Below are 25,756 nucleotides of genomic sequence, written 5' to 3'. Positions count from 1 at the left end.
CGTCCTTATCCCTGTGTTGCCGGAGCATCCCGTGAAATTAAGCAATATGAAGATCGCCCCCAAGCTCGGCATCCTCGTCGGCGTCACCTTGTTCGGACTGTGCATTTCCGGGATCCTCGCCGGATACCTGATGAAGCAGGAGATGGTGAACGCGCGCATCGATCAGGCCAAGGCGATCGTGGAGATGGGGCGCAACTACGCCGCTGCCCTCAAGAAGCGGGTCGACGCCGGCGAGCTGACGAAGGATGCGGCGATGGCCGAGATTCGTCGCTACGGCAATGCAATGACGTATGACAACGGTGCGGGCTATTTGTTCGGCACGTCCTATGACGGCATCACCCAGCTCGCGCCCGATCCGAAGCAGATCGGCAGCAACCGCATGGATGTCGTGACCAACGGCCGCAAGCTGTCTGCCGAGTTGATGGACGGGGTCAAGGCCAATGGTTCGATCCTGCTGTATTATGAATATGTGAAGCCCGGCCAGGAGAAGCCGATCCGCAAGCTCGGCTACGCGGTCGCGGTCCCCGGCTTCGACATGTATCTCGGCACCGGCGCCTATCTCGATGATATCGACGCCAAGATGGGTCCGGTCTACTGGCTGCTCGGCTTGGCCATGCTCGGTATCGTCATCGTCGCCGGCAGCGTTGCCTGGCTGATCGGTCGCAGCATCAGCCGCCCGCTCGCCCTGCTCGGAGCCCGCATGAAGGATCTCGCCGAGGGCAAGCTCGACGGCGACATTCCGGGCGTCGGCCGTGGTGACGAGGTCGGCGCAATGGCGTCGACCGTCCAGATCTTCAAGGACAACGCTGTCCGCATCCGCGACATCGAGAAGAGCGAAGCCGATGCCAAGGATCGCGCAGCGGCGGAACGTCGCAGCGTGATGGAGGGCATCGCCAGCGACTTCGAACGCAGCGTCAATGGTATCGTCCGCTCGGTCTCCTCGGCTGCGACGGGCATGCAAGCCACTGCGCAATCGATGACCGCGACCGCCGGCGACGCCTCGTCGCGTGCGGCGACGGTCGGCGCGGCCTCGCAGAGAGCGTCGGGCAATGTCGGCACGGTTGCCGCGGCTGCCGAAGAGCTGTCGAGCTCGGTTGCGGAGATCTCGCGCCAGGTCACCCGCTCGACCGAAGTGGCGAGCCGCGCTGTCAACGACGCCGAGCGCACCAATGCCACGGTGCAGGAACTCTCCACCGGCGCCGAGAAGATCGGCGAGGTGGTCAAGCTGATCCACTCGATCGCGGCACAGACCAATCTGCTCGCCCTCAACGCCACCATCGAAGCGGCGCGTGCCGGTGAATCCGGCCGCGGCTTCGCCGTCGTCGCTTCCGAAGTCAAGGCGCTGGCCAACCAGACCGCCAAGGCCACCGAGGAAATCTCCGCCCAGGTCGCGGCGATGCAGACATCGACCAGCGATGCGGTCGCCGCCATCGGCGGCATCACTCAGACCATCGCCGAGATGAGCGAGATCACCGCGGGCATTTCCGCGTCGATCGAGCAGCAAGGCGAGGCGACCCGCGAGATCGCCCGCAACATTCAGTCGGTCGCGGCCGGATCGAACGAGATCAACGCCAATATCGGCAGCGTCACCTCGGCCGCGGAAGCGACCGGCACGGCGGCAAGCGACGTGCTCACCAACGCTCGCGAGCTCGACAGCCAGTCCGGCGCGCTGCGCAGCGCAGTCGACGGCTTCCTCGCCAAGGTGCGCGCGGCGTAGGTCGCCACACCAAAGCGACGCCATCTCCTCTATCGTCATGCCCGGGCTTGTCCCGGGCATCCACGTTCTTGGACACCGGACGCTTTGATCGACGTGGATGGCCGGGACAAGCCCGGCCATGACGGAGAATGCCGAGCGCGCGGCTTTCGCGAGCCCCTACTGCTTCTCGATCCCTGCCTCGCGGATCAGCTTCTCCCACAACACCAGCTGTTCGTTCACGAACGTGCCGAGCTGCTCGGGCGTGCCCGAAAACGCGTCCATGCCGAGGGTGGCGAGCTGGGCCTTGATCTCCGGCTTCTCGACGATCTTCCGGATCTCGGCGTTGAGTCGCGTCACGATCTCCTTGGGCATGCCGGCGGGGCCAAAATAGCCCTGCCACGACGAGATGTCGAAGTCCGGCACGCCGGCCTCCTGCATCGAGGGCAGGTTCGGCACCAGCGACGAGCGGTCCTTCGTCGTGACGGCGAGCGCGCGTAGCGCGTTGCCCTGGACATGCGGCAGGCCGGTCAGGATGTCCACGAACATCATCGAGACGCGGCCGCCCATGACGTCGTTGAGCGCCGGCGGCGAGCTCTTGTAGGGCACGTGCAGGAGGTCGAGCCCGGCATTGTGTGCAAAGGTCGCCCCCGACACGATCGCCGAGGACGAGCCCGAGGCGTAGCTCAGCTTGCCCGGATTGGCCTTGCCGTAGGCGATGAGCTCGCCGACGGTCTTGGCCGGCACCTCCGGGTGGATCACCAGCATGAAGGGCAGGTCGCCGGTGCGCGCGATCGGGGTGAAGTCCTTGACCGGATCGTAGGTCAGGCTTTTGAGCAGATAGGGATTGGCCGAATGCGTGGTGTTGGTGGTCACCAGCAGCGTGTAGCCGTCGGGCGCGGCGCGCGCGACATAGGTGGCGGCGATCATGCCGTTGGCGCCCGCCTTGTTCTCGATGACGATGCCGACGCCGAGGGCCTGCGACAAATGCTGCGAGATCAGCCGCGTCGTGGTGTCGGTGCCGCTGCCGGCGGCGAACGGCAGCACCAGCGTGATGTTGCGGCTCGGATAATTGTCGGCCTGCGCAGCGGACGCGGCGGCGAGACAAAGGGCGCCCGTGCCGATGGCACGCAGGTTTCGGATCAACGCTGAAAGCATGTCTGGTCGTTCCCTCTTTTTTGGTTGGCGGGGAACCTAGCGTCTCCTCGTCGAAATCGGAAGGCGCGAGTTTGTCGCCTCGTCTCGCGTCGCGGAATTACTTCACCGCAGAACCCTGGCGCGAGGCGATCACGACGCCGGCGAGCACCAGCAGGTAGCCGATCAGGTGGAAGGGCTGAATCTTTTCGCCGAGCAGCAGGATCGCCATCGCCGAGCCGAACACCGGCACCAGATGGAAGAACGGCGCGGCGCGGTTCGGGCCGATCAGCGCCACGCCCCGGTTGAAGAAGAGATAGGCCAGCGTCGAGGGAAAGATCAGGATGTAGCCCAGCGTCGCTAGCGTCACCCCGTCGAGTTGCAGGACGCGACCACTCCAGGCCTCCCAGATCGCGGTCGGCAGCAGCATCGTCGCGCCGCAGCAGGTGGTGAAGGAGAGAAAGGAGAGCTGGTGGATCTTGGGCCGCCGCGGGATGAAGGCAGAGTAGATCCCGAACGCCACCAGCGAGGAGGCGAACATGATGTCGCCCCTGTTGAAGCTGATGCTCGCGAGCGCGGCGAGATCGCCGCGCAGGATGATGATCAGCACGCCGAGAAGCGAGATCCCGATGCCGGCGAGCTGCGCACCGGTCAGCCGCACGCCGAACAGCACCAGCGACCACAGCGCCACGAACAACGGTCCGGCCGACTGGATCAGCAGCGCGTTCAGCGCTTCCGTGTACTGCATCGCCCAGTACGAGATCGCGTTGTTGAAGGCAAAGCCCACCAGCGACAGGAACAGCATCAGCGGCAGGCTCTTGCGCAGATTCGGCCAGTCGCGCTTCAGATGCGGCCAGGCGAAGGGCAGGAGGATCAGGAACACGCCGAACCAGCGGATCGTGGTCACCGTCAGCGGCGGCACATGCGCGCCGACGTGGCGCGCGAGCACGATGTTGCCGGCCCAGAACAGCGAGCTCAGGCTGAGCAGCAGATAAGGCTGGTTGTTGAGCCAACTGGCCGGATTGGAGGCCGGTGGCGCGGGCGAAGCGATCGTCATTGGCGTTGCATACGAGCTTGCGCCGGATTTGCGTCGTGACACAAGTCATGCGACCGCAATGCTACAATGCAGGCATGACCAGAGGAGGCGGCATTGGCGGTTAATATGTTGAACATCGATGGCCTTGATCGGCTCGATCGGCATGCACCGGTGGTGATGTTGAACCTGATGCGCTTCCACGCGCACTCCGGCGACGGCGACGGTTCCGGCTGGGACGCCTATCTGCGCTACAGTGCGGTCACAGTGCCGATGATCAAGGCACGCGGCGGCACGCTGCTCTGGACCGGCGAGGCCAGGGCCGTCGCGCTCGGCCCGCAGCAGGGCAACGACTGGGATTTCGCGGCGCTGGTCTATTATCCCACCGTCACGGCTTTCATCGACATGATGACCTCGAAGGCCTACGAGACGGAGGCTGATCCGCACCGCGTCAACGCCTGCGCCGAGCACGTCATCATTGCGACCAGCGAAGCGTACAGCAAGTTCAAGATGAAGTAGCGCCGCCTGCTGCCGGCTTACTTCAGCCCGTCCACAGCCGCGTGGCACGCCGTCTGCAGCAAGCGACAGACCTCCTCCGTCGACCGCTGCCGGCTCAGCGCTGCAAACGTCGGATAACTCGTCAGCACGAAGATCAAATCAACCGTGTCCCGCATGGCGCGCTTTGCCGCGTGCTTGCCCACGATCCGCGACAGCAGCGCGGTCAGCAATTCGCGCCGTCGCTCGTTACGCTCGATCAGCGCCTCGCCGAATTCCGGATCGGTCGCGATGGCCTGGTTGAGCCCGCCGATGGCGGGATCGCGCCCCCAGAACGTACAGAAGATTTCGATGACGCGGTCGAGCGCGGCGCGCGGATCCGCCATCGTCATCACCTCGGCCAGTTCGAACAGTCCGCCCTGGTGCGCGATGTCGTCGAACACGGCCTCCAGCAATCCCCGCCGCGATCCGAACTGGTTGTAGACGGTCAATCGCGTGACGCCGGCCGCCTTGGCGACCACGTCGAGGGAGAAGTTCGCAATGCTCGCGTCCTCGCGTAGGAGTCGCGCGCCGGCCGCGATGATGCGCTCGCGCGTCGCCGCCGCCGCGGAAGCCCGCGCGGAGCTCACATAATTGCGCTTCGGCATCGCCTTGCCATTCTGTTGACGTATTGACTATACATGTAGTATATCTAATTTAGAAGCCGGTTCGGAGCTTGCCATGCAAACTGCCCTCGTGATCGCCTTGTCACTTCATGTGTTGTCGTCCGTGTTCTGGGCGGGATCAAGCTTTGCGCTGGCCCGCATCGGCGGAGTTGCCGGTGAGCAGCTGGTCTTTCCACAACTCGGCGCGGCGACGATTGCCATCCTGACCGGCGGCTATCTCGGCCATCTCGTTCATTCCCACAGCTTCGGCACGACCGAGCAGGTGCTCGCCGTCGGTGCTGTCTGTGCACTGATCGCGGCCGCTATTCAGGCTGTCATCGGTCCTCGTGCGCTCGCGGCCTTGCGTCGCGGCACCGGCAAGCCGGAGGACCTCCGTGCACGTATCGCCGCCGCCCAACGTGCGGCGGCCGGCCTGCTGGGCATGGCCGCGCTCTGCATGGGCGCCGCGCGCTACATTTGAATGCAGTCCAGGGAGGAGTGTTGAGAGCTCTCTGTTCCCAATGTCAGACCATAGCGCGGCTTCCAGCCGCTTTCGAAGGAAAAGCAATGTCCAAGATGATTCTGGTCAACCTGCCGGTACGCGATCTCGCCGCATCGACAGCGTTCTACGTAGCCCTGGGTGGCGCGGTGAATCCTCAATTCTCCGGAGCAAATTCGACGTCGCTCATGTTCACGGACGCGATCGGCGTGATGCTGCTGACCCACGACCGGTATCGTGAATTCACCAGCCGCGAGATCGGCGACGCGCGGCGCCACAGCCAGGCTATGTTCGCTCTCACGGTCGACGACCGCGATGCCGTCGATGCAACGCTGGCGCGCGCGGTGGCTGCGGGCGGTCGCGCCGATCCCAATCCGGCGCAGGATCTCGGCTTCATGTACAACCGACACATTGAAGACCCCGATGGCTATGTTTGGGAGATGGTGTGGATGAACCCGTCGACAAACGCTTGATCGCAGCCGATCGAACCGGGCCCCAAGCCTAGCTCGCCTGCTTCCGTGACGCCACGAACACGCCGGCCAGCACCAGCGCGAAGCCGATGAAGTGGAACGCCTGCGGGTGCTCGCCCAGAAACGCCATTGCCATGATCGAGCCGAACACCGGCACGACATGGAAGAACGGCGCGGCGCGGTTGGCGCCGATCAGGCGGACACCGCGATTGAAGCAGAGATAGGCGAGCGTCGAGGGGAATACCGCGACATAGAAGAGGGTCAGGAGGTTCGGCCCGTCGAGCTTCATCCCGGGACGCGCGGACAACTCCCAGATCTCCAGCGGAATGAGACAGGCAGCACCGCAGCCGAACGTGAAGGCGAGGAACGACAGGCCGTGCATCGGCGGCCGCTTCAAGGTCAGCACCGAATAGAGCGCGAAGATGATCAGCGCGACGACAAAGATGAGGTCGCCCTTGTTGAAGTCGATGTTCGACAGCGTGGTGAAGTCGCCATGCAGCAGGATGATCAGCACGCCGCACATCGACAGCAGCACGCCGAAGGCCTGCGCTACGGTGAGGCGGACGCCGAGGATGGCGAGCGACCACAGCGCCACGACCAGCGGCGCGGCGGATTGCAAGAGGAGAGTGTTGAGCGCCTGCGTATGCTCCAGCGCCCAATATTGCAGCGTGTTGAAGGCGCCGATGCCGGTGATCGAGAGCGTGACCATCAGGCCGAGCTTGCCGCGGATCGCGGGCCAGTCCTGCGCAAGGTGTTTCCAGGCGAACGGCAGCACCAGCAGGAAGGCGAAGAACCAGCGCAGGAACGACAGCGTCACCGGCGGGATGTGACCGGCGGCGAGCCGGCCGACGATGGCATTGCCCGCCCAGCACAGCGCGGTGATGCTGAGCAGCAGATAGGGCTGGTTGGCGATCCAGTTGTGGCCGGACGTGGCGGCGCCGGTGGTCTCGTCGGTGGCGGACATTGGATTGTTGTGGCCCCGCGTCATGCGCCAAGCCTCCAGCCCGGTGGCACCCGGGCCGGTTCAAACCCGGCCCCGTTCAAAGACACGGAAATCGAGGTTGCATCAACGGGGGCCGGATGCATCGCGACCATGCAGCGGCGGAAGCAGCCTCTCACGCTTTGGTCGAAGCATTGCACCCGCCGCGAAGGTTTCTGGATTTTCAGGGGATATCAAAGGCTTGGAGTGCGCTCGCGGCCTCGAAAAAGTCCCGTTCTTGCTTGCCTAGAGAGGCTGCATCCTTTATCCGGTTGGCTGCCTCGCGTTCGAGCGGCCCCGGCCGTGATTGGGCTGGGCGCATCTGACAGATTGCATAGGGATTACCCGCGAATGGCCAATGTTGTCGTCGTCGGCGCCCAGTGGGGCGACGAAGGAAAGGGCAAGATCGTCGACTGGTTGTCGGAGCAGGCGGACATCGTCGTCCGTTTCCAGGGCGGCCATAACGCCGGCCACACGCTGGTGATCAACGGCAAGACCTACAAGCTGGCGCTGCTGCCCTCGGGCGTGCTGCGCGAGCAGAAGCTGTCGGTGATCGGCAACGGCGTCGTGTTCGATCCCGCCGCCTTCCTCGACGAGGTCACCAAGCTGCGGTCGCAGGGCGTCGCGGTCGGCCCGGACAATCTGCGGGTCGCCGAGAACGTCACCCTGATCCTGCCGCTGCACCGCGAACTCGACGCGCATCGCGAATCCGCCAATGCGGCGACCGCGATCGGCACCACCCGCCGTGGCATTGGCCCGGCCTACGAGGATAAGGTCGGCCGCCGCGCCATCCGCCTGATGGACCTCGCCGATCTCGACACCCTGCCGCACAAGATCGACCGGCTGCTGGCGCATCACAACGCATTGCGCCGCGGCCTCGGCCTGCCGGAGTTCGACGGCAAGGAGATCGTGAAGGAATTGACCGCGCTCGCGCCGCAGCTCCTGCCCTATGCCGAGACGGTGTGGCGGCTGCTCGACATCAAGCGGCGCGAGGGCAAGCGCATGTTGTTCGAAGGCGCGCAAGGCGCCCTGCTCGACGTCGATCACGGCACCTACCCTTACGTCACCTCGTCCAACACGGTGGCGGCGCAGGCGGCGACCGGCTCGGGCCTCGGCCCCGCCGCGGTCGGCTATGTGCTCGGCCTCTGCAAGGCCTATACGACCCGCGTCGGCCAGGGCCCATTCCCGACCGAGCAGGACAACGAGACCGGCCGCAAGATCGGCGAGCGCGGCCGCGAGTTCGGCACCAATACCGGGCGGCCCCGCCGTTGCGGCTGGTTCGATGCGGTTCTGGTTCGCCAGGCGGTCCGGACCTGCGGCATCAACGGTCTGGCGCTGACCAAGCTCGACATCCTCGACGGCTTCGATTCGATCGAGGTCTGCACCGGCTACAGGCTGGACGGCAAGGAGATCGATCATTTCCCGGCGGGCGAAGGCGCCCAGGCCCGGGTCGAGCCGATCTACGAGACCATCGAGGGCTGGAAGGAGCCGACCGCCAATGCGCGGTCCTGGGCCCAGCTGCCGGCCCAGGCGATCAAATATGTCCGCCGGATCGAGGAATTGGTGGGGTGCCCGGTGGCGCTGCTTTCCACCAGCCCCGAACGCGAGGATACTATCCTGGTACAAAATCCGTTTGAGGCTTAACGATCTCTTACCGGGACGCGCGTATAATTGAGTAGAAATGGCTGATTACTACCCGCTGATCGCCCGCGCTATTGCCGCCCTGGACCCCAACGCTCCCGGCGAGAGCCGTCGCGCGCTCTATGAGCGGGCGCGCACGGCGCTGATCGCGCAGCTCCGCAGCGTGCAGCCGCCGCTCTCGGAATCCGAGATCACCCGCGAGCGCCTCTCGCTGGAAGAGGCCGTCCGCAAGGTCGAATCAGAGGCGGCCCAGCGTGCCCGCGAGGCCTCGCGCCCCGCTGGCGGCGCCCGCAGCAGCGGCAGCGGCGACGCCTTCCGCCGCGCCAGCACCCGCGCCACCGAGGGCAACTCGCCCGCGCCGCAAACGGCTGCCCCGCCGCGCACCCGTCCGGCTCCGCCGCCGCCGCGGGCTGACCGGCCCTCCTTCAATGTCGATGACCAGGGCGACGCCCCGCGTGCGCCGCGGGCCCCGCGTTTCGACGCGCCGCGGCAGCCGGGTCCGCCGGCCCCGTCGTCGATGCCGGAGCCTCCGCCGGTCGGACGTGATCGCGCTGGTGGGCGCCGTCCGCCGGACATGGGACCGCCACCGCCGCTGCCGCCCGCACCGGGCGTGCGCGGCTTCCGCGACATCACGGCGGACGCCAACGAGCTCGGCGGCGCCGCCGCGCAGGCCAACCGCGCGGCGCGCCGCACCTACGCCAACGTGCCCTCGCCCTCGCCGGAATTCGACCGGCTCGAGCCGAGCCTGGAGAATCGCGGCGCCGGAGCCGACGCGCCGTATTCCTACGACGAATCGATCGAGGAAGCTGAGCGCTACGCGCCGCCGTCGCAGCCGCCGTCGCAACGTCCGCACATCCCCGTTCTCGACCGCGAACCCAAGAAGAAGCGCGCCCGCACCGGCCGCGCCTTTCCGTTCAAGAGCGCGATCGCCGTCGGCATCGTGCTGATCCTGGTCGGTGCCGGCATCCTGTGGGGCAAGCAGCTGGTCCAGACCGCGACCAACCTGTTGAAGTCTTCGCCGACGCAGGTGGTGGAGGCGCCCAAGGATTCGTCTCAGCCGCAGAGCAAGCCCAAGATTCCGGATCGCGTCGGCCAGCCCTCGGCCAGCGACCAGCCGGTCGCGCCGGTGGCGCAGAAAGTCGTGCTCTACGACGAGGATCCATCCGATCCGAAGGGCAAGCAATATGTCGGCTCGGTGGTGTGGCGGCTCGAGCCGATCAAGGCGTCGGGCAACCAGAAGGCCGACGTCGCCGTGCGCGCCGACATCGAGATTCCCGACCGCAAGTTCAAGATGACGATGTCGTTCCGCCGCAACACCGACTCCTCGCTGCCGGCGAGCCACACCGCGGAGCTGACCTTCGTCCTGCCGCCGGACTTTCCGGGCGGCGGCGTTTCCAACGTGCCGGGCATCCTGATGAAGTCGAACGAGCAGGCACGCGGCACGCCGCTCGCAGGCCTCGCGGTCAAGGTCACCGACGGCTTCTTCCTGGTCGGCCTCTCCAACGTCGATGCCGACCGCAGCCGCAACGTCCAGCTGCTGAAGGAGCGCTCCTGGTTCGACGTGCCCTTGGTCTACGCCAACCAGCGCCGCGCCATCATCGCCATCGAGAAGGGCGCTCCCGGCGAGCGCGCCTTCAACGACGCCTTCGCGCAGTGGGGCGACTAGATCTCTACTCCGTGAGACCTCGGCCTGCATGGTTCGAGACGCCAGCCTTGGCGGGCTCCTCACCATGAGGGTTTGATATCTCGCCGCGAAACGAGACCTCATCCTGAGGGCCCGCCCCTTGGGCGGGCCCTCAGGATGGCCGCAGATACGCTCTCTCTATTGCGCGGCTGCTTCCCGCTTGCGCGATCCTGTCGCGGCGGCGTGCTCGCGGTCCATCACGGCGCGACAGCCCGGGCTGACCTGAGCCTTCTTCTGCACCATGCAGGCCCTGATCCTGGGGATGTCGGGGATCTCACTGGAGCACAGCCGCATCGCATCGCCCGAGCACATCTGCTGCGCTTCGGACGAGAACGCGAAGCTTGGCGATGTCGGGATTGCGATGGCGGTGGTGGCGAGGGCGAAGAGAGTTGCGATCGTCTGATTGCGTGTCATGTAGAATGCGTCCCCGAGTTCCGTGGGCTTGAGCCACTTGGTTTTGGGGCGCCGCACGCGGCTTGACCTGCCGCATGTCTCAGCCATCACGCCGGGACCTCAATCCCGCATGTGGTTGCTCGATCTCTGGTGATGTTCGAATCGAAAAGTGCTGCGCCGCCCGAGCCAAGTATGCGCCATTGTTGCGCGACCGCAATGGCAGGCAAAAAGGAATTCGCAATTGTTGCGCGCACGTCACGCACAACGCGACTCGCGTGCGATCAGATCAACCGATCGGAGGATACGCTCGCTTGTTCCACATCGCTTGCGCCAAGCGCTGCATGCTCTTCGACCGCCGTAACGCCCTTTGCCGTGAGCTCGAACAGATCTCCGTCCTTCATCACATAACCGTCGGCGATCAGCTCGCCTATCTTGCCGTGCCGGTCGTCGGCAAAGGCGATGGATTGGCTGATGTCCCTGAGGATCGAGAGCTGTTCGTCGCGCAACATGGCTTCACTCTCCGTTCGCCGGGGATGGTTCCGGTCCTCACATGCCGTGGCTCTGAAAGACCTTGCTGCAAGACCGCGACAGTTTGGTCCGGTTGGCTTGCAGGCAGGCCTGCACCGCACCGTCATTGCCGAGGTCCTTGCGGCAGAAGCGCGAGGCGTCCCGCGAACAGGCCTGCTGCTCCTGCGGCGAACCCATATGGCCTTGTGCGAGAGCGGGCGCGTTCGACAGGCCGCTCACGGCCGTCAGTGCGATCGTCGCCAGGAAGAACAGTTTGCGGGACATCGGCGGCTCCAAATCTGAGAGGTGAATTTCAAGTCCGTCGCTATGCCGCTTGTTCCCAGCGCAGAGCCCGCACCCCCGCTATTCAAGGTTCCCGCGGCGCTGCTATAGTAAGGTGAAGGATGAGGGTGCCTGATGAAACGCTATCTCGTGTTTGCGCTGGTCGGCCCGTTCGTGGGCGGGTTCCTGCTGCTGCTGACGACGACCTATCAGTCCGGCTATTGGACCCAGACCAGTCTCGCTGAGGTCGGCAAGCTGTTCGCGGTGTTCTTCAAATCCTTGCAATACAGTTATCTGTTCGGCTTCCTGCCCTCGCTGATGATCGGTGCGGTCGACGATATCCTGGTCCACGTCCGCCGGATCGGCCCGGTGCTGCGGATGCTGCTGGTCGGCGTGTTCGCCTTCATCCTGGCCTCGCTGACCTACAGCTCGCGCGGGCCGGACTCGGGCGCGGTGCAGTTCATCCTGTACGGCCTCGTCGGGTTCGTGCCGGCGGTGATTTCATCCTGGCTCGTGCATAAATATGTCGCGGAGCCGCAGCCGGCGGCGGCACAGACTTGAGGGCGCGACCTTCGATCACGCCGCAGCAACCTCCGCCGCGCTGGCGCGTTCCCTACAGGCCATGACCATGTCCGATGACGATATTCTTGCTCCGCGTCGATCCCGTTCGGGAAGCCGCTCGGGTGCGGCCTCTTCGGGCACCGACGGGCGTGGGCCGATCATCGATCAGGACGGTCACGAGATCCGGCCCGAAACGCTGGGGCAGGGCTTTCGCGAATTTCGCTTCGAGTTCGGGAAGGACAGTCCCTTCGCCGGCAACCCGTTTGGCAATCTAACGCGCGAGCAGCGGATCGCGCGGATCGAGGCGATCGCAAAGCTGCTCGACGTCGCCTTCGTGCTGCCCGGAACCAACATCGGCTATGGCATCGATGGGTTGATCGGGTTGATCCCCGTCGTCGGCGACATCATCACCACCGCGATCTCGCTCTGGCTGGTGCAAGAGGCGAGGGCGCTCGGGGCGCCCTGGTACATCACCGCGCGCATGCTCGGAAATGTCGCCCTCGACGGCGTCGTCGGTATCGTCCCGTTCGCGGGCGACGCATTCGACGTCATGTTCCGTGCCAACATGCGCAACGTGCGCCTGCTCCGCCGCTGGCTCGACAAGCAGCCTCGCATCTGACACGCCCCAAAACGCAAAAAGCGCGACGGCCTTTCGGGCCATCGCGCTTTCAGCGCACATCGGAGCGCGTGACGAAAACTTACGCCGCGTCGGCAGCGTCGGTGCTGGCTTCCACCGGCTTGCGGTGGCGGGGCAGCGGGAAGGCTTCGCTCTCATAGAGCGACCGGATGCCGTTCTGGTCGAAGCGCGCTTCTTCGACTTGGAGATAGGCGCCGTTCAGCGAATCCGTCGGCAACTGCTCCATCGCGAACTGGACGGCTTCGGCCGCGGTGCCGAACCGGCGATAGGTGAAGCCTGCACGCTTCTTCTTGCGGATCGCAGCGGGGAAGAGTTCGGCGGAAGTGTTGAAGTTGAACGGACGCAGTGGACGCATGGTCAAAGACCTCGTGATCTCTCTGGGGCTTTAAGCGCGTGGGGTTGGGACGGGCAGAGGCCACGATTGAGTGGGCGCCGCACATGTCATTTTCGTCCTCTAATATAGCCCGTTTTGACAAAATTGCGACCCCCGCGATGCGAGATGATGAATCTGCGCATGGCAGCTCCGCAGCCCGGGAAATTGCAGGAATATCAGCGACTTGAATGGTCTACAGCTTGCCAAGGAGCAGCAGCACGAGCAGCACCACCAGGACGAGGCCGCCGATCCCCATGCCGGAATGACCCATTCCGTAGCCGTAGCCGCCGAAGCGGCCCGACAGGCCGCCGACGAGATAAATGATCACCAGGATGATCAGGATGGTCCCAAGCGTCATGGCATCCTCCCTGGCGGCCGCCGCCACGCCATAGCCAGCCGCACCACCAGGGAAGAAAAGCACATCGCGGCGCCGGGTTCCATGACGGAACTCGGCGCCGCGCAAGGTTTATTTGGGTTCGAGCTTCAGCGCGGCGGAATTGATGCAGTAACGCAAGCCCGTCGGTCCCGGGCCGTCGGGGAAGACATGGCCGAGATGACCGCTGCACTTGGCGCACAGCACCTCGGTACGGATCATGCCGTGGCTGACGTCCCGCTCCTCTTCGATATGGCCCTCGACGGCGGGTTGGGTGAAGCTCGGCCAGCCGCAGCCGGAATCGAACTTCGCGTCGGACTCGAACAGCACGTTGCCGCACCCGGCGCAGGTGTAGGTGCCGGCGCGGTGGTCGTGCTCATATTCGCCGGAGAAGGGACGCTCGGTCGCCTTCTCGCGCAGCACCGCGAATTGCATCGGCGACAACTCGCTGCGCCATTGCTCTTCGCTCTTGATGACCTTGTCGTCCGTGGTTTTCGTCTTGGTGTCGGGCATGGGTCTCCCGTTTTTTCAGTTGGTGGCCTTGCTGGCGCTCACCAGCGTCGGCTTCTCGATATAGTTATCCGCGAACAGCTTTTTCAGGTTCTCGACCTTCGGAAGGTCGTTGTAGGCGATATAGGGCTGGTTCGGGTGCAGGGTCAGATAATCCTGGTGATAGGCCTCCGCCGGATAGAATGCCTCCAGCGCGCCGACCTTGGTCGCGATCGGCTTGCTGAAGACCTTGGCGCCGTTGAGCTGGGCGATATAGGCCTCGGCCACCTTCTTCTGTTCGTCGGACGTGGTGAAGATCGCCGAGCGATATTGCGGACCGGTGTCGGGGCCCTGCCGGTTGAGCTGGGTCGGGTCGTGCGCCACCGAGAAGTAGATCTGCAGGATCTTGCCGTAGGAGATCTTCTTGGGGTCGTATTTGATCTCGACGGATTCCGCGTGGCCGGTCCGGCCGCTCGAGACGGTCTGGTAGTCGGCCGTCGCCTTGGTGCCGCCGGCGTAGCCGGAGACCGCGTTGACGACGCCCGCGGTGTGCTGGAACACGCCCTGCACGCCCCAGAAGCAGCCGCCGGCGATCACGGCGGTCTGGATCCCGCTTGCGGGGGCCACATCAACGGCAGGAGCGGGGATCACGACCGCATCCTCTGCGGCCCGGGTCGGCGCGGCAAAGGCCAGCGTCAGTGCGGTGGTTGCGGCGAGCAGGGACAGGACGGCAGGTCGGCGCATGGCGATCCTCTTTCGGAAGGTCTGACAGTCTAGGGCGGTTGGGGCCGGGCGAACAGCCTGCCCGGCATTTTCGGACATTCGAGATACGGGCGGACCGGGCGATTGTTACGGCCGGAGGGACACGAGTCCGTGAAACGCGCCGCCTCCAGCGGCCCGGCTTGGCGACGACCGGAACTCCGCGCTAGATGAACCGGCGCGATCGGTGATCGACTTAAGAGAATCGTGGCTGGAGCTGACCTGACAACATGCTGCGCGTGGCATCCCTGACCCTCGTCGTCGTGCTCGCCATCCTGGCCGGCTGGAGCTCGCTCGCGGCGGCCGAACCGCAACCCGGCGACGACCTCGCCATTTGCCGCGACCGCCAGGCGGATGCACAGGCGAGGGCGCAGGCCTGCGACAAGCTGCTCAACGCCGACCGGCTCACCGGCAAGGACAAGGCCATCGCGCTCTCCGTGCGCGGTAACACACTGCTCAACAAGCGCGACTACGGCCACGCCATCGAGACCTTGTCCATGGCCGTCGACCTCGATCCCGACAACGTCGTCACGCTCAATTTGCGCGGCCTCGCCTATGAGCGGACGGGCCAGGACGATCATGCGATGGCGGACTACGACCTCGCGCTCCAGAAGCGCCCGACCTACGGTGTCCCCTACAACAACCGCGGCGTCATCCAGTTGCGCCGGGGTGCGCTGCAAAGCGCGCTCGACGATTTCAACCTGTCGATCAAATACGCGCCCAGGTTCCTGCTCGGCTACACCAACCGCGCCCGCGTGCGCACGCTGATGCAGGATTTTGACGGCGCGATTGCCGATTTCGCGGAGGCCGAGAAGATCGAACCGGCCGCGCAGCAGATCACCGGCAACCGCTGCATCACCTACGGCATGATGGGCAAGTTCGACCAGGCCTTCGCCGACTGCAACGGCCTAATCGAGAAGCAGCCGAAGAACACGTACGCGATCAACAATCGCGCCGACGTCAACATGTTGAAGGGCGATTTCGACGCCGCGCTGAAGGACTACAACACGGCCATCCAGATCAACCCGAACAACGTCCGGGCACATTCAGGTCGCGGCCAGATCTACGAGCGCAAGAAGGATCTCGCCCAGGCCCGTGCCGACTATCGTGCGGCGGCCTATTCGCTGACGAAGTTCGACGAGCTCGACGTCGCGCGCGCCCGCGCGATCGCGCAGGAGCGATTGGCCGCGCTGACCCCGCAGGCACCGGCCGGATCCACGGGGCGCCGTGTGGCGCTGGTGATCGGGAACGGCGCCTACAAGAACGTCCACGCCTTGCCCAATCCGCCACGCGACTCGAAAATGATCGCAGCCGCGCTGCGCGATGTCGGCTTCCAGACCGTGATATCCGTCAGCGACCTCACCCGCGACAAGTTCTTCGAAGCGTTGCAGACGTTTGCCGCCGAGGCGGAGAAGGCGGATTGGGCGGTGGTCTATTATGCCGGCCACGGGTTCGAGATCGGCGGCGTGAATTATCTCGTTCCCGTCGACGCCAAGCTCGCCGCCGACAGGGACGCCGAGACCCAGGCGGTCGCGCTGGAGCAGGTGATCGCGGCGGTGGGCGCTGCGCGAAAAGTGCGTCTGGTGATGCTGGATGCCTGTCGCGACAATCCGTTCGCGCCGACCATGCAGCGCACGCTGTCGCTCAAGCTCGTGGACAAGGGCTTTTCCAACATCGAGCCGGGCGCCGGCTTCATGGTGGTCTACGCCGCCAAGCACGGCGAGACCGCGATGGATGGCGACGGCGGCGCCGACAGCCCGTTCGCCACCGCGCTCGCTCGCGAGATCAAGATGCCGCGCGTCGAGATCCGAAAACTGTTCGACATCGTTCGCGACGATGTCTGGCTTGTGACCAAGCACGAGCAGCAGCCGTTTTCCTACGGCTCGCCGCCGGGGCGCGAGGATTTTTATTTCGTCGCGGGGAAGTGACTTCGTAGCCCGGGTGGAGCGCAGCGAAATCCGGGAATCACGATCGCGGAGCTAACCCCGGATTACGCTGCGCTCCATCCGGACTACCGCAGTTTCAAACCACGATGCTCAGCCGCTTCGCCGCCCGCGTGATGCCCGTGTACAGCCACCTCGCCCGGCTCTCCTGAAACGCAAAGCTCTCGTCGAACAGCACGACGTCGTCCCATTGCGAGCCCTGCGACTTGTGCACGGTCAGCACGTAGCCGTAGTCGAACTCGTCATAGGGCTTGCGCTGCTCCCAGGCGATCGCCTCGACGCCGCCCTCGAAGCAATCGGCGCGCACCGAGACCTTGGTCACCTTGTGGCCGAGATCCTCGTCCGGCGACAGTCTCATGCTGAGAATGCGGGATTTCGAGCGCGAGGTGTTGCGCGACTTCACGCGCCACAGCCCGCCGTTGAACAGGCCCTTCTTGCGGTTGTTGCGCAGGCAGACCAGCTTGTCGCCGGCGACGGGGAAGATGTCCTCGATGTTCTGGCGCTGGCGCACCCGCATGTTGTACGCGCGTCGCGTGTTGTTGCGGCCGACCAGCACCTGGTCGGCGGCCATGACGCGATCAGGGTCGAGCTCCTTGCGCGACACCACCTCGCTCTCGCCGTAGCGGCCGATGTCGAGCTCGCGGCCCTCGCGGACGTCCATCGACATCCGCACGATCGGATCGTCCTGGGCCTGGCGGTGCACCTCGGTCAGCATCGCGTCGGGCTCGGTATTGGTGAAGAAGCCGCCGCCCTGGATCGGCGGCAGCTGCGCGGGATCGCCCAGCACCAGCAGCGGGCAGTCGAACGACATCAGGTCGCGGCCCAGTTCGGCATCGACCATCGAGCATTCGTCGATCACGATCAGCTTGGCCTTGGAGGCCGGGGCGTCGTCCCACAGCTCGAAGCTGGGCTGCTCCTCACCGGATTCGCGGGTGCGGTAGATCAGCGAATGGATGGTGGAGGCTTCGTCGCACCCCTTGTTGCGCATGACCAGCGCCGCCTTGCCGGTGAAGGCGGCGAACTTCACCTCGCCGTCGACGCCGTCGGCGATGTGCCGCGCCAGCGTGGTCTTGCCGGTGCCGGCATAGCCGAACAGGCGGAACACCGGCGGCGTGCCGTTGCGGCCGGGTTTGGCCTTGAGCCAGTCGCCAACGGCCTTGAGCGCGGCATCCTGATGCGGGGTGAATGTGGCCATGTCTGTCTTGAGGAGGGGGCGAAAACGGAGCGATTCGCCAGCCCCAAAACTAACCATTCGCACCGCTGGTTCAAGCCGGGCGGGGCGCCCTATTGCCAGCCGGGAACGCCGCGCATGTCGGGCAGATGGTGGGCGATGCCCTTGTGGCAGTCGATGCAGGTCTTTTCCTTGGTGAACAGGAAGCGCTGGTGCGCGACCGAGGCGCGCGGCGACTGCTTGGTGATGTCCATGGAATCGGCGCTGTGGCAGTTCCGGCATTCCAGCGAATCGTTGGACTTGAAGCGCGCCCATTCATGCGCCGCCAGTTCGAGCCGGTGATCCTGGAATTTCTCGCGGGTGTCGATCGTGCCGAAGATCTTGCCCCAGACCTCCTTGGAGGCCTGCATCTTGCGGGCGATCTTGTCGGTCCAGTTGTGCGGCACGTGGCAATCCGGACAGGTCGCGCGCACGCCGGAGCGGTTGGCGAAATGGATGGTCGACTTCAGCTCGGCGAAGACGTTGTCCTTCATCTCGTGGCAGCCGGTGCAAAATTTTTCGGTGTTGGTCAATTCCAGCGCGGTGTTGAAGCCGCCCCAGAAGATCACGCCGGCCATGAAGCCCGCCAGCACCAGCACGCCGAGCCCGAACACCGAGCTCGGACGGATCAGCACCTGCCAGAGCTCGCGCGCGAAGTCCCAGCTTCGCGCGACGAAGCCGCGTCTGGCCTTCAGTCCCTCGCCGGGTTCATCAGCGGTCGTCGTCATCGGCGGCCACCGGGGCTTGCGCGCGACAGCAGCGTGTCGATGTCGGTGAAGTCGTTGCTGACGGGCGGATTGGCGGTGTTCTGCGGCACGTGGCATTCCGTGCAGAAGAAGCGGCGCGGCGAGATCGAAGCCAGAAACTGGCCGTCGCGGTCCATGAAGTGGGTGATCGAGACCATCGGCGCCTGCGATTCCGCGATGCGCGCCCGCGCATGGCAGGACAGGCACTTGTTGCCGTTGAGGTCGATCTGATAGCCGTCGATCGTGTGCGGAATGACAGGCGGCTGTTCCGGATAGTTGCGCACTTCTCTTTCAGAGGTGTTGCGGTTCGGCAGCATCGGCGGGGCCGGGCCTTCGTCGTTGAGCGGCGTCGGGCCGCGCAGACCTGACGTCACCGTCTGCGCGGTCAGCGAACTCGCGCCAGCCGCGATCGCGACTGCGAGCAGCGCTACTCCAAATCGTTTCATCATGACATGTTCATCCGCTCGATGCGCACGGCGCACTTCTTGTAATCGGTTTGCAGCGAGATCGGATCGGTGGCGTCCAGCGTCACCTTGTTGATCAGCTTGGATTCGTCGAACCACGGCACGAATACGAGGCCACGCGGCGGCCGGTCGCGGCCGCGCGTCTCGACGCGGACGCGGATGAAGCCGCGGCGGGAGACCACCTTCACCTCGTCGCCGCGGCGGATCTTCGCCTCCTGCGCGTCGTCAGGATGCATGAAGCAGACGGCCTCGGGGAAGGCCTTGTAGAGTTCGGGCACCCGGCGCGTCATGGTGCCGGAATGCCAGTGCTCCAGCACGCGGCCGGTGGAGAGCCAGTAGGGATATTCGTTGTCGGGCGATTCCGCCGGCGGCTCGTAAGGCAGGGCGAAGATCCGCGCCTTGCCGTCGGGATAACCGTAGAACTGCACGTCGGTGCCTTGCTTGACGTAGGGGTCGCTGCCCTCGCGGAAGCGCCATTTCGTCTCCTGGCCGTTGACGACGGGCCAGCGCAGGCCGCGCTCGCGGTGATAGGCGTCGAACGGCGCGAGGTCGTGACCATGGCCGCGGCCGAACGCGGCATATTCCTCGAACAGGCCCTTCTGCACGTAGAATCCGAACGCCTTCGACTCCTCGTTGGCGTAGCCGTCCTCGATCTCCGAACTCGGGAATTTGTCGACCTGGCCGTTCTTGTAGAGCACGTCGAACAGCGTCTTGCCGCGAACGTCCGGCTTCTTGGCGATCAGCTCCTCCGGCCACACCTCCTCGATCTTGAAGCGCTTTGAGAATTCCATGAGCTGCCACAGATCGGACTTCGACTCGCCCGGGGCAGCGACGAGCTGGTGCCAGAACTGCGTGCGGCGCTCGGCATTGCCGTAGGCGCCTTCCTTCTCCACCCACATCGCGGTCGGCAGGATGAGATCGGCGGCGAGCGCCGTCACCGAGGGATAGGCGTCCGAAACCACGATGAAATTGTCGGGATTGCGGAAACCCGGATAGGTCTCCTCGTTGGCGTTGGGACCGGCCTGGAGGTTGTTGTTGACCTGCACCCAATAGGCATTGATCAGGCCGTCCTTCAGCATCCGGCTTTGCAACACGGCGTGCGCGCCGGGCTTGTCGGGAATGGTGCCCTCGGGAAGCTGCCAGATGTGCTCGGCCTTGGTGCGGTGCTCCTTGTTGGTGACGACCATGTCGGCCGGCAGGCGGTGCGAGAAGGTGCCGACCTCGCGCGCGGTGCCGCAGGCCGAGGGCTGGCCGGTCAGCGAGAACGGGCTGTTGCCGGGCGAGGAGATCTTCCCGGTCAGAAGATGGATGTTGTAGACGAGGTTGTTGCACCAGACGCCGCGGGTGTGCTGGTTGAAGCCCATGGTCCAGAACGAGACCACCTTGGTCTTGGGATCGGCATAGAGGTCGGCCAGTGCCTCCAGGCGATTGAGCGGCACGCCCGACATCTCCGCCGCTTTCTCCAGCGTGTAGTCCGAGACGAACTTGACGTACTCGTCGTAGCTCATCTCGGTGGAATCGTTGGCCTTCGCCGCGCCTGTCGCCTTCTTCTGCAGCGGATGCTCGGGCCTCAAACCATAACCAATGTCGGTCTGGCCGCGCCTGAAGATGGTATGCGCGGCGACGAAGTCCTTGTTGACCCGGCCGGTCTTGATGATGTGGTTGGCGATGGCGTTGAGGATGTAAAGGTCGGTCTGCGGCTTGAAGATCATGCCGATGTCGGCGAGGTCGAACGAGCGATGCTCGAAGGTCGAGAGCACGGCGACGCGGACATGCGGCGCGGAGAGCCTGCGGTCGGCGAGGCGCGTCCACAGGATCGGATGCATCTCCGCCATGTTGGAGCCCCACAGCACGAAGGCGTCGGTGGCCTCGATGTCGTCATAGCAGCCGGCCGGCTCGTCGATGCCGAAGGTGCGCATCATGCCGGCCACGGCGGAGGCCATGCAGTGCCGTGCATTGGGGTCGATGTTGTTGGTGCGGAAGCCGGCCTTGAACAGCTTCACGGCCGCATAGCCCTCCCAAACCGTCCACTGGCCGGAACCGAACATGGCGACGCCGTTCGGCCCGCGCTTCTTGATCGCCTCCTTCCACTTCACCTCCATGATGTCGAAGGCTTCGGTCCAGGACACAGGCGTGAACTCGCCGTTCTTGTCGTATTTGCCACCTGTCTTGCGCAGCATCGGCTGCGTCAGGCGGTCGTGGCCGTACATGATCTTGGAGAGGAAGTAGCCCTTGACGCAGTTGAGGCCGCGATTGACCTCGGCCTTGGTGTCGCCATGGGTGGCGACGACGCGGTTGTTCTTGGTCGCGACCATCACGGAGCAGCCGGTGCCGCAGAAGCGGCAGGCGGCCTTGTCCCATTTCAGTTCGGCGACGTCGCGCTCGGCGATGAGGTTCGCGGCGAGCGCCGGTGCCGGCATGCCCGCAGCGGCGGCCGCGATGGCGGCGGCCTCGAGCTTCAGCATCTGGCGGCGGTCGAGCTTTGGCGATGTCATGACGACTCTCCCGGCCTTAAGCCGTTTCGATGGCGTGAAAGACGAGCGCCGCCGAATAGACGTCCGGCAGCGACTGGATGGTGTTGAGCAGGGTGCCGAGGCTGCCGGAATCAGGCGCCTCGGTCACGACGATGAGCTTGCCTCGCGGGTCGCGGCCGTGGATCTCGCAGCCGGCAAGGGCGGTGATCGCGGCTTCCAGCTGGTCCAGGCGCTCGGGGCGCGCCTGCACGATGATGCTGGCGATTTCGCAACCGGGCGGGGCGATGACGCGCTCGGCGCTGAGCACCCGGCCGGTGATCAAGGCACGGCGGTTGAGTGTGGCGTGGGCCATGATGCCTGTCTTTCGCTTTAAGGGATCAATGCAGGGAGGGCGGTGGGCCGGGAGGGCCGGCGAACATCTGGTAGATCCAGACGGCGAGGCCGTAGGAGCCGACCGTTCCGACCGCGAGGACGGGCATCACGACCGCGGTCAGGAACAGGAATGCGAAAATCTCCATGCGCTTGCGGCGCACACGCCCGGTCGTGTCGTCACGCGCCGACATGCTCGTCTCTCTGAATGGGGGGATTGGGACGGCATCCGGGCCGTTGCCTTGCTGCATTTTTGATGCATTCGGGCCGCTGCCGCGTTGATCTGGATCAATCCGCCAATCTGCGGCTGTCGCTGCGGCCGTTGCCACGACGGCAAGTTTGGGTTGTACCCGTGCGAAGGCGATGCGACAGTTTGGCATCGAACGGGGATCCGGGTTGTGAACGCGACAGGGCTGACGGCGATCGATCTCGGACTTCGCGGCGCGGCCAGCGGCGTGTTCCTGTTGATCGTTCTCGTGGCCTTGCTGCGTCGTGCAACCGGCCAACAGGCTTTGCTGGGCATCGCGATGTGCGCAGGCGGCATGTTCTATGCGATCGCGACGGCGCCCAATCTCCCCAAAACGGCGTGGTGGTGGGTGTTGCCGATCCTGTCCGCGCAGCCTGCCGTCTTCTGGCTGTGGGCGCGCGCGGCGTTCGACGACGATTTCGTGCTGAGGCGTTGGCACGGCGCCCTGTGGCTGAGCATCGTGGTTTTCGGATTTGCGATCACGCTGGCCTGGGCGAACTGGCCCGCTTTGGCCGGCGCAGGCGGCCGAGTCCTGGCTCTGGCCACCCTGGTGCTGGCCCTCGCTGCTGCGGTTCAGACGGTCAAGACCTGGCGAGCCGATCTGGTCGCGCGGCGACGCCGACTGCGGCTGGCGATGCTTGCGATCAATGTCGTGCTCATCGCGACCGTCGCCGTCGCCGGCTTCGCCGCAATTCCCGTCGCGGTTCCTGGCGCGCCGGGCAGTCTCCCGACCGCGCTCGGGCTGTTCGTGGTGGCCATGCTTGCCGGCATCGGCCTGTTCAGCGCGCCGGCGATGGCCGTCAATGACGCCACGGCCGCGATCGCATCCGGCGAGGCGGGGAGGCAACCCCCGGCCGCCGGCCCAGCCGCGGGTCGGGTCGTCGTCGACCCGATCCTGCTCCGGCGCCTCGACCATCTGATGACGGTGGAGCGAACCTACCGGCAGGAAGGTCTCGCGATCGGGGCGCTCGCGGCTCGGCTCGACGTACCCGAGCATCGGCTGCGCCAGGCGATCAATGAAGGGCTGGGCTATCGCAACTTCAACGCTTTCCTGAACCGCTACCGTATCGAGGACGCCAGGCTCGCGCTGTCCGACGTGACGCAACGGGACGTCCCGGTGCTGACCATCGCCATGGATGCGGGCTTCCAGTCGATCGGACCTTTCAATCGCGCGTTCAAGGCCGAAACCGGCATGACCCCGACCGAATTCCGGCGTGAGGCGCTGAGCCGGCCCGACAGCGCTGAACTTAGCCCGCCGCGCCGCGAAATCGGCTAGCCGATTTTTGGATCAGGCAAGAGCGCCGCGCCCGGATTGGGCAGACTGTCCGGCAGATCCTCTCGCCAGCCGAATGAGCCCACCCATGTCACCTTCGACCGCCGCCACCCCTGCATCGGACCGGCTGCACGCTCTCGACGCACTCAGGGGCGGCGCCCTGCTGCTCGGCATCGTCCTGCACGCGGCCATGTCGTTCGTGCCCGCCACGCCCCGGTTCTGGTTCATCCAGGACACCCATCCAAGCCTGCTCCTGGGCCTGCTGACCTTCACCATCCACGTCTTCCGGATGACGACCTTCTTCCTGATGGCGGGTTTCTTCGCGCGCATGAGCTTTCATCGCCGGGGCGTCAGGGGCTTCGTCCGCGACAGGCTCCTGAGAATCGGGCTGCCGCTCGTGATCGGTTGGCCGATCCTGTTCACGCCCATGTACTTCATCGCGATCTGGGCGTCTCATTTCCCGAACGGCGGCTGGTCCCGCAGCTGGCCACCGGTGCTGCCGAATTTCCCCCTGACCCATCTCTGGTTCATCTATGTGCTGCTGGAGCTTTATGTCGTCGTGCTGCTGCTGCGCGGCGCATTTGTCTGGCTAAATGCGTCAGGCAGGTGGCGAGCGGTGATTGACCGCGTCTTCGCCGGGATCATGAAAAGTCCGCTGGCCCCCCTTGTTCTGGCAATCCCGATCGGCGCCGCCTTCTGCCTCGACCAACGCTGGATCAACGTGACGGGCGTGAGGACGCCGGATCAATCGCTCGTCACCAACGCGCAGGCCTGGATTGGCTTCGGCACCGCCTTCGCGATCGGCTGGCTGCTGCATCGGCAGATCGATCTGCTGCGACTGATTGAGCGGCGCTGGCTCCCGCATCTTCTGCTCGCAATCACTCTGATCCTGATCAGTTTCGTGCTGGTTGGGGCGATGACGTCCGCGCCGGGTGCACCGAAACTGCCTTTCGGCTTCGCCACGCTCCGGCTTGTCTCCGTGATCCTGTATGCGCCGGCGATATGGATTTCGACCTTTGCGGTCATCGGCCTCGCGCTCCGCTTCATGTCCGGCTTCAGCCCGACCTGGCGCTATCTCGCCGATGCATCCTACTGGCTCTATCTGATCCATCTGCCGATCGTGATGGCGCTGCAGGTCGCGCTGTCGCAGCTCGACTGGCCCGGTCTGATCAAGTTCGGTGTTCTTCTCGTCGTCGCGCTTCCTCCGATGCTGGCGAGCTATCATCTGCTGGTGCGCTTCACCTTCATCGGCGTGGTCCTGAATGGCCGCCGTGCCGAAAAGCACCTTCTCCCGCAAGGCGGAATTGCGACTGCGTAGACAGCGCCGCCCCGCCCATTAAGATGCCCGCAACAAAAACATAAACGGCAAGAAAACTTGCAAGAAAACCTGCAAAAAAACCTGGGAGAGACGGCGTCATGAAGTTCGGCATCTTCTATGAGCTGCAACTGCCACGGCCGTGGGTGGCCGGCGACGAGCTCAGCCTCTATCAGAACGCGCTCTCGCAGATGGAACTCGCAGACAGCCTCGGCTACGACCACGCCTGGGTTGTCGAGCATCACTTCCTCGAAGAATACTCGCATTCGCCCTCGCCGGAATCGTTTCTCGCAGCCGCGAGCCAGCGCACCAGGAACATCCGGCTCGGCCACGGCATCCTCCAGCTCACGACCAACCACCCCGCACGTGTCGCCGAGCGCGTCGCGGTGCTCGATCTGCTCTCCAACGGCCGCTGCGAATTCGGCATGGGCGAGAGCGCCTCCATCACCGAGCTCACGCCGTTCGGCCGCGACATGGAGACCAAGAAAGAGGTGTTCGAGGAGGCCGTCGCCGCGATCTTCCCGATGTTCAAGGACGCAGGAAGCGAGCACCACGGCAAATATTTCGACATCCCGTTGCGCAACGTCGTGCCAAAACCGGTGCAGAAGCCGCATCCGCCATTGTGGATGGCCTGCTCGCAGCTGCCGACCATCGAGCGCGCCGGCCGCCAGGGCTTTGGTGCGCTCGGCTTCCAGTTCGTCAGCGCAGACGCCGCGCACGCCTGGGTGCACGCCTATTACAACGCCATGACCAAGCGTCTCGCCAAGCTCGCCGACTACGAGATCAACCCGAACATGGCGAGTAAGCTTCACATCCGAGCATACCCTGCTGGGTGCGAATTCTGCTAACCTAGCAGGGGGTGCCGGCAAAACACTGTCGAGACAGTCACCTCAGCGGCCGCCCGGAACGTGGTTGCGCTGGCACGATGCAGAGTGCCGCAACTGCCTTGAACGCTCAGTGACCGATATCACTGGCGCTTTGATGGAGCGCATTTGCCGCCGTATATTGCTTCGCGGGGCTTCTCAGTCAGAACCTCTACAGGCAACTCCATCGATGATATCGTATAAGG

28 protein-coding genes and 1 pseudogene are annotated in these 25,756 nt (G+C 64.9%); 12 read left to right on the top strand and 17 right to left on the bottom strand.

Going from position 1 to position 25,756, the window contains the following annotated elements; genetic code table 11:
- Nucleotides 1-31: 31 nt before the first annotated feature.
- Nucleotides 32-1,717 carry a methyl-accepting chemotaxis protein gene (locus IVB36_RS23550; protein WP_026232608.1) on the top strand — a complete coding sequence of 562 codons (1,686 nt, stop codon included), beginning with the start codon at nucleotides 32-34 and terminating at the stop codon, nucleotides 1,715-1,717.
- A gap of 156 nt (nucleotides 1,718-1,873) precedes the next feature.
- On the opposite strand, the gene IVB36_RS23545 is transcribed toward IVB36_RS23550, so the two are convergent.
- Complete coding sequence (locus IVB36_RS23545; protein WP_018453849.1) at nucleotides 1,874-2,851, bottom strand: tripartite tricarboxylate transporter substrate binding protein; 978 nt, start codon at nucleotides 2,849-2,851, stop codon at nucleotides 1,874-1,876.
- Nucleotides 2,852-2,948: 97 nt separating this feature from the next.
- The gene (locus IVB36_RS23540) at nucleotides 2,949-3,884 is read right to left on the bottom strand and encodes a DMT family transporter (protein WP_007614154.1); all 936 of its coding nucleotides are present in this window, start codon (nucleotides 3,882-3,884) and stop codon (nucleotides 2,949-2,951) included.
- Between the two features lie 105 nt (nucleotides 3,885-3,989).
- On the opposite strand from IVB36_RS23540, the gene IVB36_RS23535 reads away from it, so the two are divergent.
- Nucleotides 3,990-4,379, top strand: a complete 390-nt coding sequence (locus tag IVB36_RS23535) for a hypothetical protein (RefSeq protein WP_018453850.1) — start codon at nucleotides 3,990-3,992, stop codon at nucleotides 4,377-4,379.
- A 17-nt stretch (nucleotides 4,380-4,396) separates the two neighbouring features.
- Here IVB36_RS23535 and IVB36_RS23530 read toward each other — a convergent pair whose 3' ends face one another.
- Nucleotides 4,397-5,002, bottom strand: coding sequence for a TetR/AcrR family transcriptional regulator (locus tag IVB36_RS23530; protein WP_018453851.1), 606 nt, complete (start codon nucleotides 5,000-5,002; stop codon nucleotides 4,397-4,399).
- Between the two features lie 73 nt (nucleotides 5,003-5,075).
- Between IVB36_RS23530 and IVB36_RS23525 the strand changes: the two genes are divergently transcribed.
- Nucleotides 5,076-5,480 (top strand): hypothetical protein, encoded by a 405-nt coding sequence (locus IVB36_RS23525; RefSeq protein ID WP_018453852.1) that lies wholly within the window; start codon nucleotides 5,076-5,078, stop codon nucleotides 5,478-5,480.
- A gap of 86 nt (nucleotides 5,481-5,566) precedes the next feature.
- Nucleotides 5,567-5,971, top strand: coding sequence for a VOC family protein (locus tag IVB36_RS23520; protein WP_018453853.1), 405 nt, complete (start codon nucleotides 5,567-5,569; stop codon nucleotides 5,969-5,971).
- A gap of 28 nt (nucleotides 5,972-5,999) precedes the next feature.
- Here the strand turns inward: IVB36_RS23520 and IVB36_RS23515 are convergent, their stop codons facing one another.
- Complete coding sequence (locus IVB36_RS23515) at nucleotides 6,000-6,932, bottom strand: DMT family transporter (protein ID WP_018453854.1); 933 nt, start codon at nucleotides 6,930-6,932, stop codon at nucleotides 6,000-6,002.
- A 366-nt stretch (nucleotides 6,933-7,298) separates the two neighbouring features.
- On the opposite strand from IVB36_RS23515, the gene IVB36_RS23510 reads away from it, so the two are divergent.
- On the top strand, nucleotides 7,299-8,591 hold the full coding sequence (locus tag IVB36_RS23510; protein ID WP_018453855.1) for an adenylosuccinate synthase: 1,293 nt from the start codon (nucleotides 7,299-7,301) through the stop codon (nucleotides 8,589-8,591).
- Nucleotides 8,592-8,628: 37 nt separating this feature from the next.
- A complete protein-coding gene (locus IVB36_RS23505) occupies nucleotides 8,629-10,254 on the top strand; it encodes a hypothetical protein (protein ID WP_018453856.1) in 1,626 nt (541 codons plus the stop codon).
- Between the two features lie 156 nt (nucleotides 10,255-10,410).
- Here the strand turns inward: IVB36_RS23505 and IVB36_RS23500 are convergent, their stop codons facing one another.
- The 3 genes from IVB36_RS23500 to IVB36_RS23490 all read right to left on the bottom strand — a co-directional run bounded on the left by IVB36_RS23500 (nucleotide 10,411) and on the right by IVB36_RS23490 (nucleotide 11,457).
- Entirely contained in the window at nucleotides 10,411-10,686 is a 276-nt protein-coding gene (locus tag IVB36_RS23500) for a hypothetical protein (protein ID WP_051112961.1), read from the bottom strand.
- A 260-nt stretch (nucleotides 10,687-10,946) separates the two neighbouring features.
- A complete protein-coding gene (locus IVB36_RS23495; RefSeq protein ID WP_018453858.1) occupies nucleotides 10,947-11,174 on the bottom strand; it encodes a hypothetical protein in 228 nt (75 codons plus the stop codon).
- A 37-nt stretch (nucleotides 11,175-11,211) separates the two neighbouring features.
- Nucleotides 11,212-11,457 carry a cysteine rich repeat-containing protein gene (locus tag IVB36_RS23490; protein WP_026232611.1) on the bottom strand — a complete coding sequence of 82 codons (246 nt, stop codon included), beginning with the start codon at nucleotides 11,455-11,457 and terminating at the stop codon, nucleotides 11,212-11,214.
- Between the two features lie 132 nt (nucleotides 11,458-11,589).
- Between IVB36_RS23490 and IVB36_RS23485 the strand changes: the two genes are divergently transcribed.
- Nucleotides 11,590-12,015, top strand: a complete 426-nt coding sequence (locus IVB36_RS23485; RefSeq protein WP_085349175.1) for a DUF5413 family protein — start codon at nucleotides 11,590-11,592, stop codon at nucleotides 12,013-12,015.
- A gap of 61 nt (nucleotides 12,016-12,076) precedes the next feature.
- Nucleotides 12,077-12,634 (top strand): DUF4112 domain-containing protein, encoded by a 558-nt coding sequence (locus IVB36_RS23480; RefSeq protein WP_247294068.1) that lies wholly within the window; start codon nucleotides 12,077-12,079, stop codon nucleotides 12,632-12,634.
- 79 nt (nucleotides 12,635-12,713) lie between these two features.
- On the opposite strand, the gene IVB36_RS23475 is transcribed toward IVB36_RS23480, so the two are convergent.
- From IVB36_RS23475 to msrA, 4 genes are all read right to left on the bottom strand, one after another.
- A complete protein-coding gene (locus tag IVB36_RS23475; RefSeq protein ID WP_007596188.1) occupies nucleotides 12,714-13,007 on the bottom strand; it encodes a hypothetical protein in 294 nt (97 codons plus the stop codon).
- A 211-nt stretch (nucleotides 13,008-13,218) separates the two neighbouring features.
- Nucleotides 13,219-13,383, bottom strand: coding sequence for a DUF3309 family protein (locus IVB36_RS23470; RefSeq protein ID WP_083926348.1), 165 nt, complete (start codon nucleotides 13,381-13,383; stop codon nucleotides 13,219-13,221).
- Between the two features lie 108 nt (nucleotides 13,384-13,491).
- Nucleotides 13,492-13,911, bottom strand: coding sequence for a peptide-methionine (R)-S-oxide reductase MsrB (msrB, locus tag IVB36_RS23465; protein WP_018453863.1), 420 nt, complete (start codon nucleotides 13,909-13,911; stop codon nucleotides 13,492-13,494).
- A gap of 15 nt (nucleotides 13,912-13,926) precedes the next feature.
- Nucleotides 13,927-14,631, bottom strand: coding sequence for a peptide-methionine (S)-S-oxide reductase MsrA (gene msrA / locus IVB36_RS23460; RefSeq protein WP_018453864.1), 705 nt, complete (start codon nucleotides 14,629-14,631; stop codon nucleotides 13,927-13,929).
- A 245-nt stretch (nucleotides 14,632-14,876) separates the two neighbouring features.
- On the opposite strand from msrA, the gene IVB36_RS23455 reads away from it, so the two are divergent.
- The gene (locus IVB36_RS23455; RefSeq protein WP_085359416.1) at nucleotides 14,877-16,574 is read left to right on the top strand and encodes a caspase family protein; all 1,698 of its coding nucleotides are present in this window, start codon (nucleotides 14,877-14,879) and stop codon (nucleotides 16,572-16,574) included.
- A 94-nt stretch (nucleotides 16,575-16,668) separates the two neighbouring features.
- Here IVB36_RS23455 and IVB36_RS23450 read toward each other — a convergent pair whose 3' ends face one another.
- The 6 genes from IVB36_RS23450 to napE all read right to left on the bottom strand — a co-directional run bounded on the left by IVB36_RS23450 (nucleotide 16,669) and on the right by napE (nucleotide 22,046).
- A complete protein-coding gene (locus IVB36_RS23450; RefSeq protein ID WP_018453866.1) occupies nucleotides 16,669-17,784 on the bottom strand; it encodes an ATP-dependent RecD-like DNA helicase in 1,116 nt (371 codons plus the stop codon).
- 89 nt (nucleotides 17,785-17,873) lie between these two features.
- Nucleotides 17,874-18,527, bottom strand: a complete 654-nt coding sequence (locus IVB36_RS23445) for a NapC/NirT family cytochrome c (RefSeq protein ID WP_018453867.1) — start codon at nucleotides 18,525-18,527, stop codon at nucleotides 17,874-17,876.
- Complete coding sequence (locus IVB36_RS23440; RefSeq protein ID WP_007614113.1) at nucleotides 18,524-18,994, bottom strand: nitrate reductase cytochrome c-type subunit; 471 nt, start codon at nucleotides 18,992-18,994, stop codon at nucleotides 18,524-18,526. The genes IVB36_RS23445 and IVB36_RS23440 overlap by 4 nt, the downstream gene beginning before the upstream one ends.
- Nucleotides 18,991-21,504, bottom strand: a complete 2,514-nt coding sequence (napA, locus tag IVB36_RS23435; RefSeq protein WP_247337662.1) for a nitrate reductase catalytic subunit NapA — start codon at nucleotides 21,502-21,504, stop codon at nucleotides 18,991-18,993. Before napA ends, IVB36_RS23440 begins: the two co-directional genes overlap by 4 nt.
- Before the next feature lie 16 nt (nucleotides 21,505-21,520).
- Nucleotides 21,521-21,835, bottom strand: coding sequence for a chaperone NapD (locus IVB36_RS23430; protein WP_085349181.1), 315 nt, complete (start codon nucleotides 21,833-21,835; stop codon nucleotides 21,521-21,523).
- A 25-nt stretch (nucleotides 21,836-21,860) separates the two neighbouring features.
- Complete coding sequence (gene napE / locus IVB36_RS23425; protein WP_085349182.1) at nucleotides 21,861-22,046, bottom strand: periplasmic nitrate reductase, NapE protein; 186 nt, start codon at nucleotides 22,044-22,046, stop codon at nucleotides 21,861-21,863.
- A 204-nt stretch (nucleotides 22,047-22,250) separates the two neighbouring features.
- Here napE and IVB36_RS23420 point away from each other — a divergent pair, with 204 nt between their 5' ends.
- The 3 genes and pseudogenes from IVB36_RS23420 to IVB36_RS23410 all read left to right on the top strand — a co-directional run.
- On the top strand, nucleotides 22,251-23,375 hold the full coding sequence (locus IVB36_RS23420; protein WP_247337663.1) for a helix-turn-helix domain-containing protein: 1,125 nt from the start codon (nucleotides 22,251-22,253) through the stop codon (nucleotides 23,373-23,375).
- Between the two features lie 85 nt (nucleotides 23,376-23,460).
- Nucleotides 23,461-24,690 carry an acyltransferase family protein gene (locus IVB36_RS23415; protein WP_247393217.1) on the top strand — a complete coding sequence of 410 codons (1,230 nt, stop codon included), beginning with the start codon at nucleotides 23,461-23,463 and terminating at the stop codon, nucleotides 24,688-24,690.
- A gap of 98 nt (nucleotides 24,691-24,788) precedes the next feature.
- Nucleotides 24,789-25,497: pseudogene (locus IVB36_RS23410) on the top strand (LLM class flavin-dependent oxidoreductase); the annotation flags it as partial.
- Nucleotides 25,498-25,756 lie beyond the last annotated feature (259 nt).

The sequence above is a fragment of the Bradyrhizobium sp. 35 genome, assembly GCF_023073215.1.
In the GTDB taxonomy this organism is placed as follows: Bacteria; Pseudomonadota; Alphaproteobacteria; order Rhizobiales; family Xanthobacteraceae; genus Bradyrhizobium; species Bradyrhizobium canariense_D.
Note: the sequence above shows the minus strand (reverse complement) of the source record. Positions and strands in the feature narration are given on the sequence as shown.

Excerpts from the sequence above, each read along its gene's own strand:
- IVB36_RS23545 (WP_018453849.1), bottom strand. The coding sequence starts at position 2,851 with ATGCTTTCAGCGTTGATCCGAAACCTGCGTGCCATCGGCACGGGCGCC.
- IVB36_RS23540 (WP_007614154.1), bottom strand. The coding sequence starts at position 3,884 with ATGACGATCGCTTCGCCCGCGCCACCGGCCTCCAATCCGGCCAGTTGG.
- IVB36_RS23535 (WP_018453850.1), top strand. The coding sequence starts at position 3,990 with ATGTTGAACATCGATGGCCTTGATCGGCTCGATCGGCATGCACCGGTG.
- IVB36_RS23530 (WP_018453851.1), bottom strand. The coding sequence starts at position 5,002 with ATGCCGAAGCGCAATTATGTGAGCTCCGCGCGGGCTTCCGCGGCGGCG.
- IVB36_RS23525 (WP_018453852.1), top strand. The coding sequence starts at position 5,076 with ATGCAAACTGCCCTCGTGATCGCCTTGTCACTTCATGTGTTGTCGTCC.
- IVB36_RS23520 (WP_018453853.1), top strand. The coding sequence starts at position 5,567 with ATGTCCAAGATGATTCTGGTCAACCTGCCGGTACGCGATCTCGCCGCA.
- IVB36_RS23515 (WP_018453854.1), bottom strand. The coding sequence starts at position 6,932 with ATGTCCGCCACCGACGAGACCACCGGCGCCGCCACGTCCGGCCACAAC.
- IVB36_RS23510 (WP_018453855.1), top strand. The coding sequence starts at position 7,299 with ATGGCCAATGTTGTCGTCGTCGGCGCCCAGTGGGGCGACGAAGGAAAG.
- IVB36_RS23505 (WP_018453856.1), top strand. The coding sequence starts at position 8,629 with ATGGCTGATTACTACCCGCTGATCGCCCGCGCTATTGCCGCCCTGGAC.
- IVB36_RS23500 (WP_051112961.1), bottom strand. The coding sequence starts at position 10,686 with ATGACACGCAATCAGACGATCGCAACTCTCTTCGCCCTCGCCACCACC.
- IVB36_RS23495 (WP_018453858.1), bottom strand. The coding sequence starts at position 11,174 with ATGTTGCGCGACGAACAGCTCTCGATCCTCAGGGACATCAGCCAATCC.
- IVB36_RS23490 (WP_026232611.1), bottom strand. The coding sequence starts at position 11,457 with ATGTCCCGCAAACTGTTCTTCCTGGCGACGATCGCACTGACGGCCGTG.
- IVB36_RS23485 (WP_085349175.1), top strand. The coding sequence starts at position 11,590 with ATGAAACGCTATCTCGTGTTTGCGCTGGTCGGCCCGTTCGTGGGCGGG.
- IVB36_RS23480 (WP_247294068.1), top strand. The coding sequence starts at position 12,077 with ATGACCATGTCCGATGACGATATTCTTGCTCCGCGTCGATCCCGTTCG.
- IVB36_RS23475 (WP_007596188.1), bottom strand. The coding sequence starts at position 13,007 with ATGCGTCCACTGCGTCCGTTCAACTTCAACACTTCCGCCGAACTCTTC.
- IVB36_RS23470 (WP_083926348.1), bottom strand. The coding sequence starts at position 13,383 with ATGACGCTTGGGACCATCCTGATCATCCTGGTGATCATTTATCTCGTC.
- msrB (WP_018453863.1), bottom strand. The coding sequence starts at position 13,911 with ATGCCCGACACCAAGACGAAAACCACGGACGACAAGGTCATCAAGAGC.
- msrA (WP_018453864.1), bottom strand. The coding sequence starts at position 14,631 with ATGCGCCGACCTGCCGTCCTGTCCCTGCTCGCCGCAACCACCGCACTG.
- IVB36_RS23455 (WP_085359416.1), top strand. The coding sequence starts at position 14,877 with ATGCTGCGCGTGGCATCCCTGACCCTCGTCGTCGTGCTCGCCATCCTG.
- IVB36_RS23450 (WP_018453866.1), bottom strand. The coding sequence starts at position 17,784 with ATGGCCACATTCACCCCGCATCAGGATGCCGCGCTCAAGGCCGTTGGC.
- IVB36_RS23445 (WP_018453867.1), bottom strand. The coding sequence starts at position 18,527 with ATGACGACGACCGCTGATGAACCCGGCGAGGGACTGAAGGCCAGACGC.
- IVB36_RS23440 (WP_007614113.1), bottom strand. The coding sequence starts at position 18,994 with ATGATGAAACGATTTGGAGTAGCGCTGCTCGCAGTCGCGATCGCGGCT.
- napA (WP_247337662.1), bottom strand. The coding sequence starts at position 21,504 with ATGACATCGCCAAAGCTCGACCGCCGCCAGATGCTGAAGCTCGAGGCC.
- IVB36_RS23430 (WP_085349181.1), bottom strand. The coding sequence starts at position 21,835 with ATGGCCCACGCCACACTCAACCGCCGTGCCTTGATCACCGGCCGGGTG.
- napE (WP_085349182.1), bottom strand. The coding sequence starts at position 22,046 with ATGTCGGCGCGTGACGACACGACCGGGCGTGTGCGCCGCAAGCGCATG.
- IVB36_RS23415 (WP_247393217.1), top strand. The coding sequence starts at position 23,461 with ATGTCACCTTCGACCGCCGCCACCCCTGCATCGGACCGGCTGCACGCT.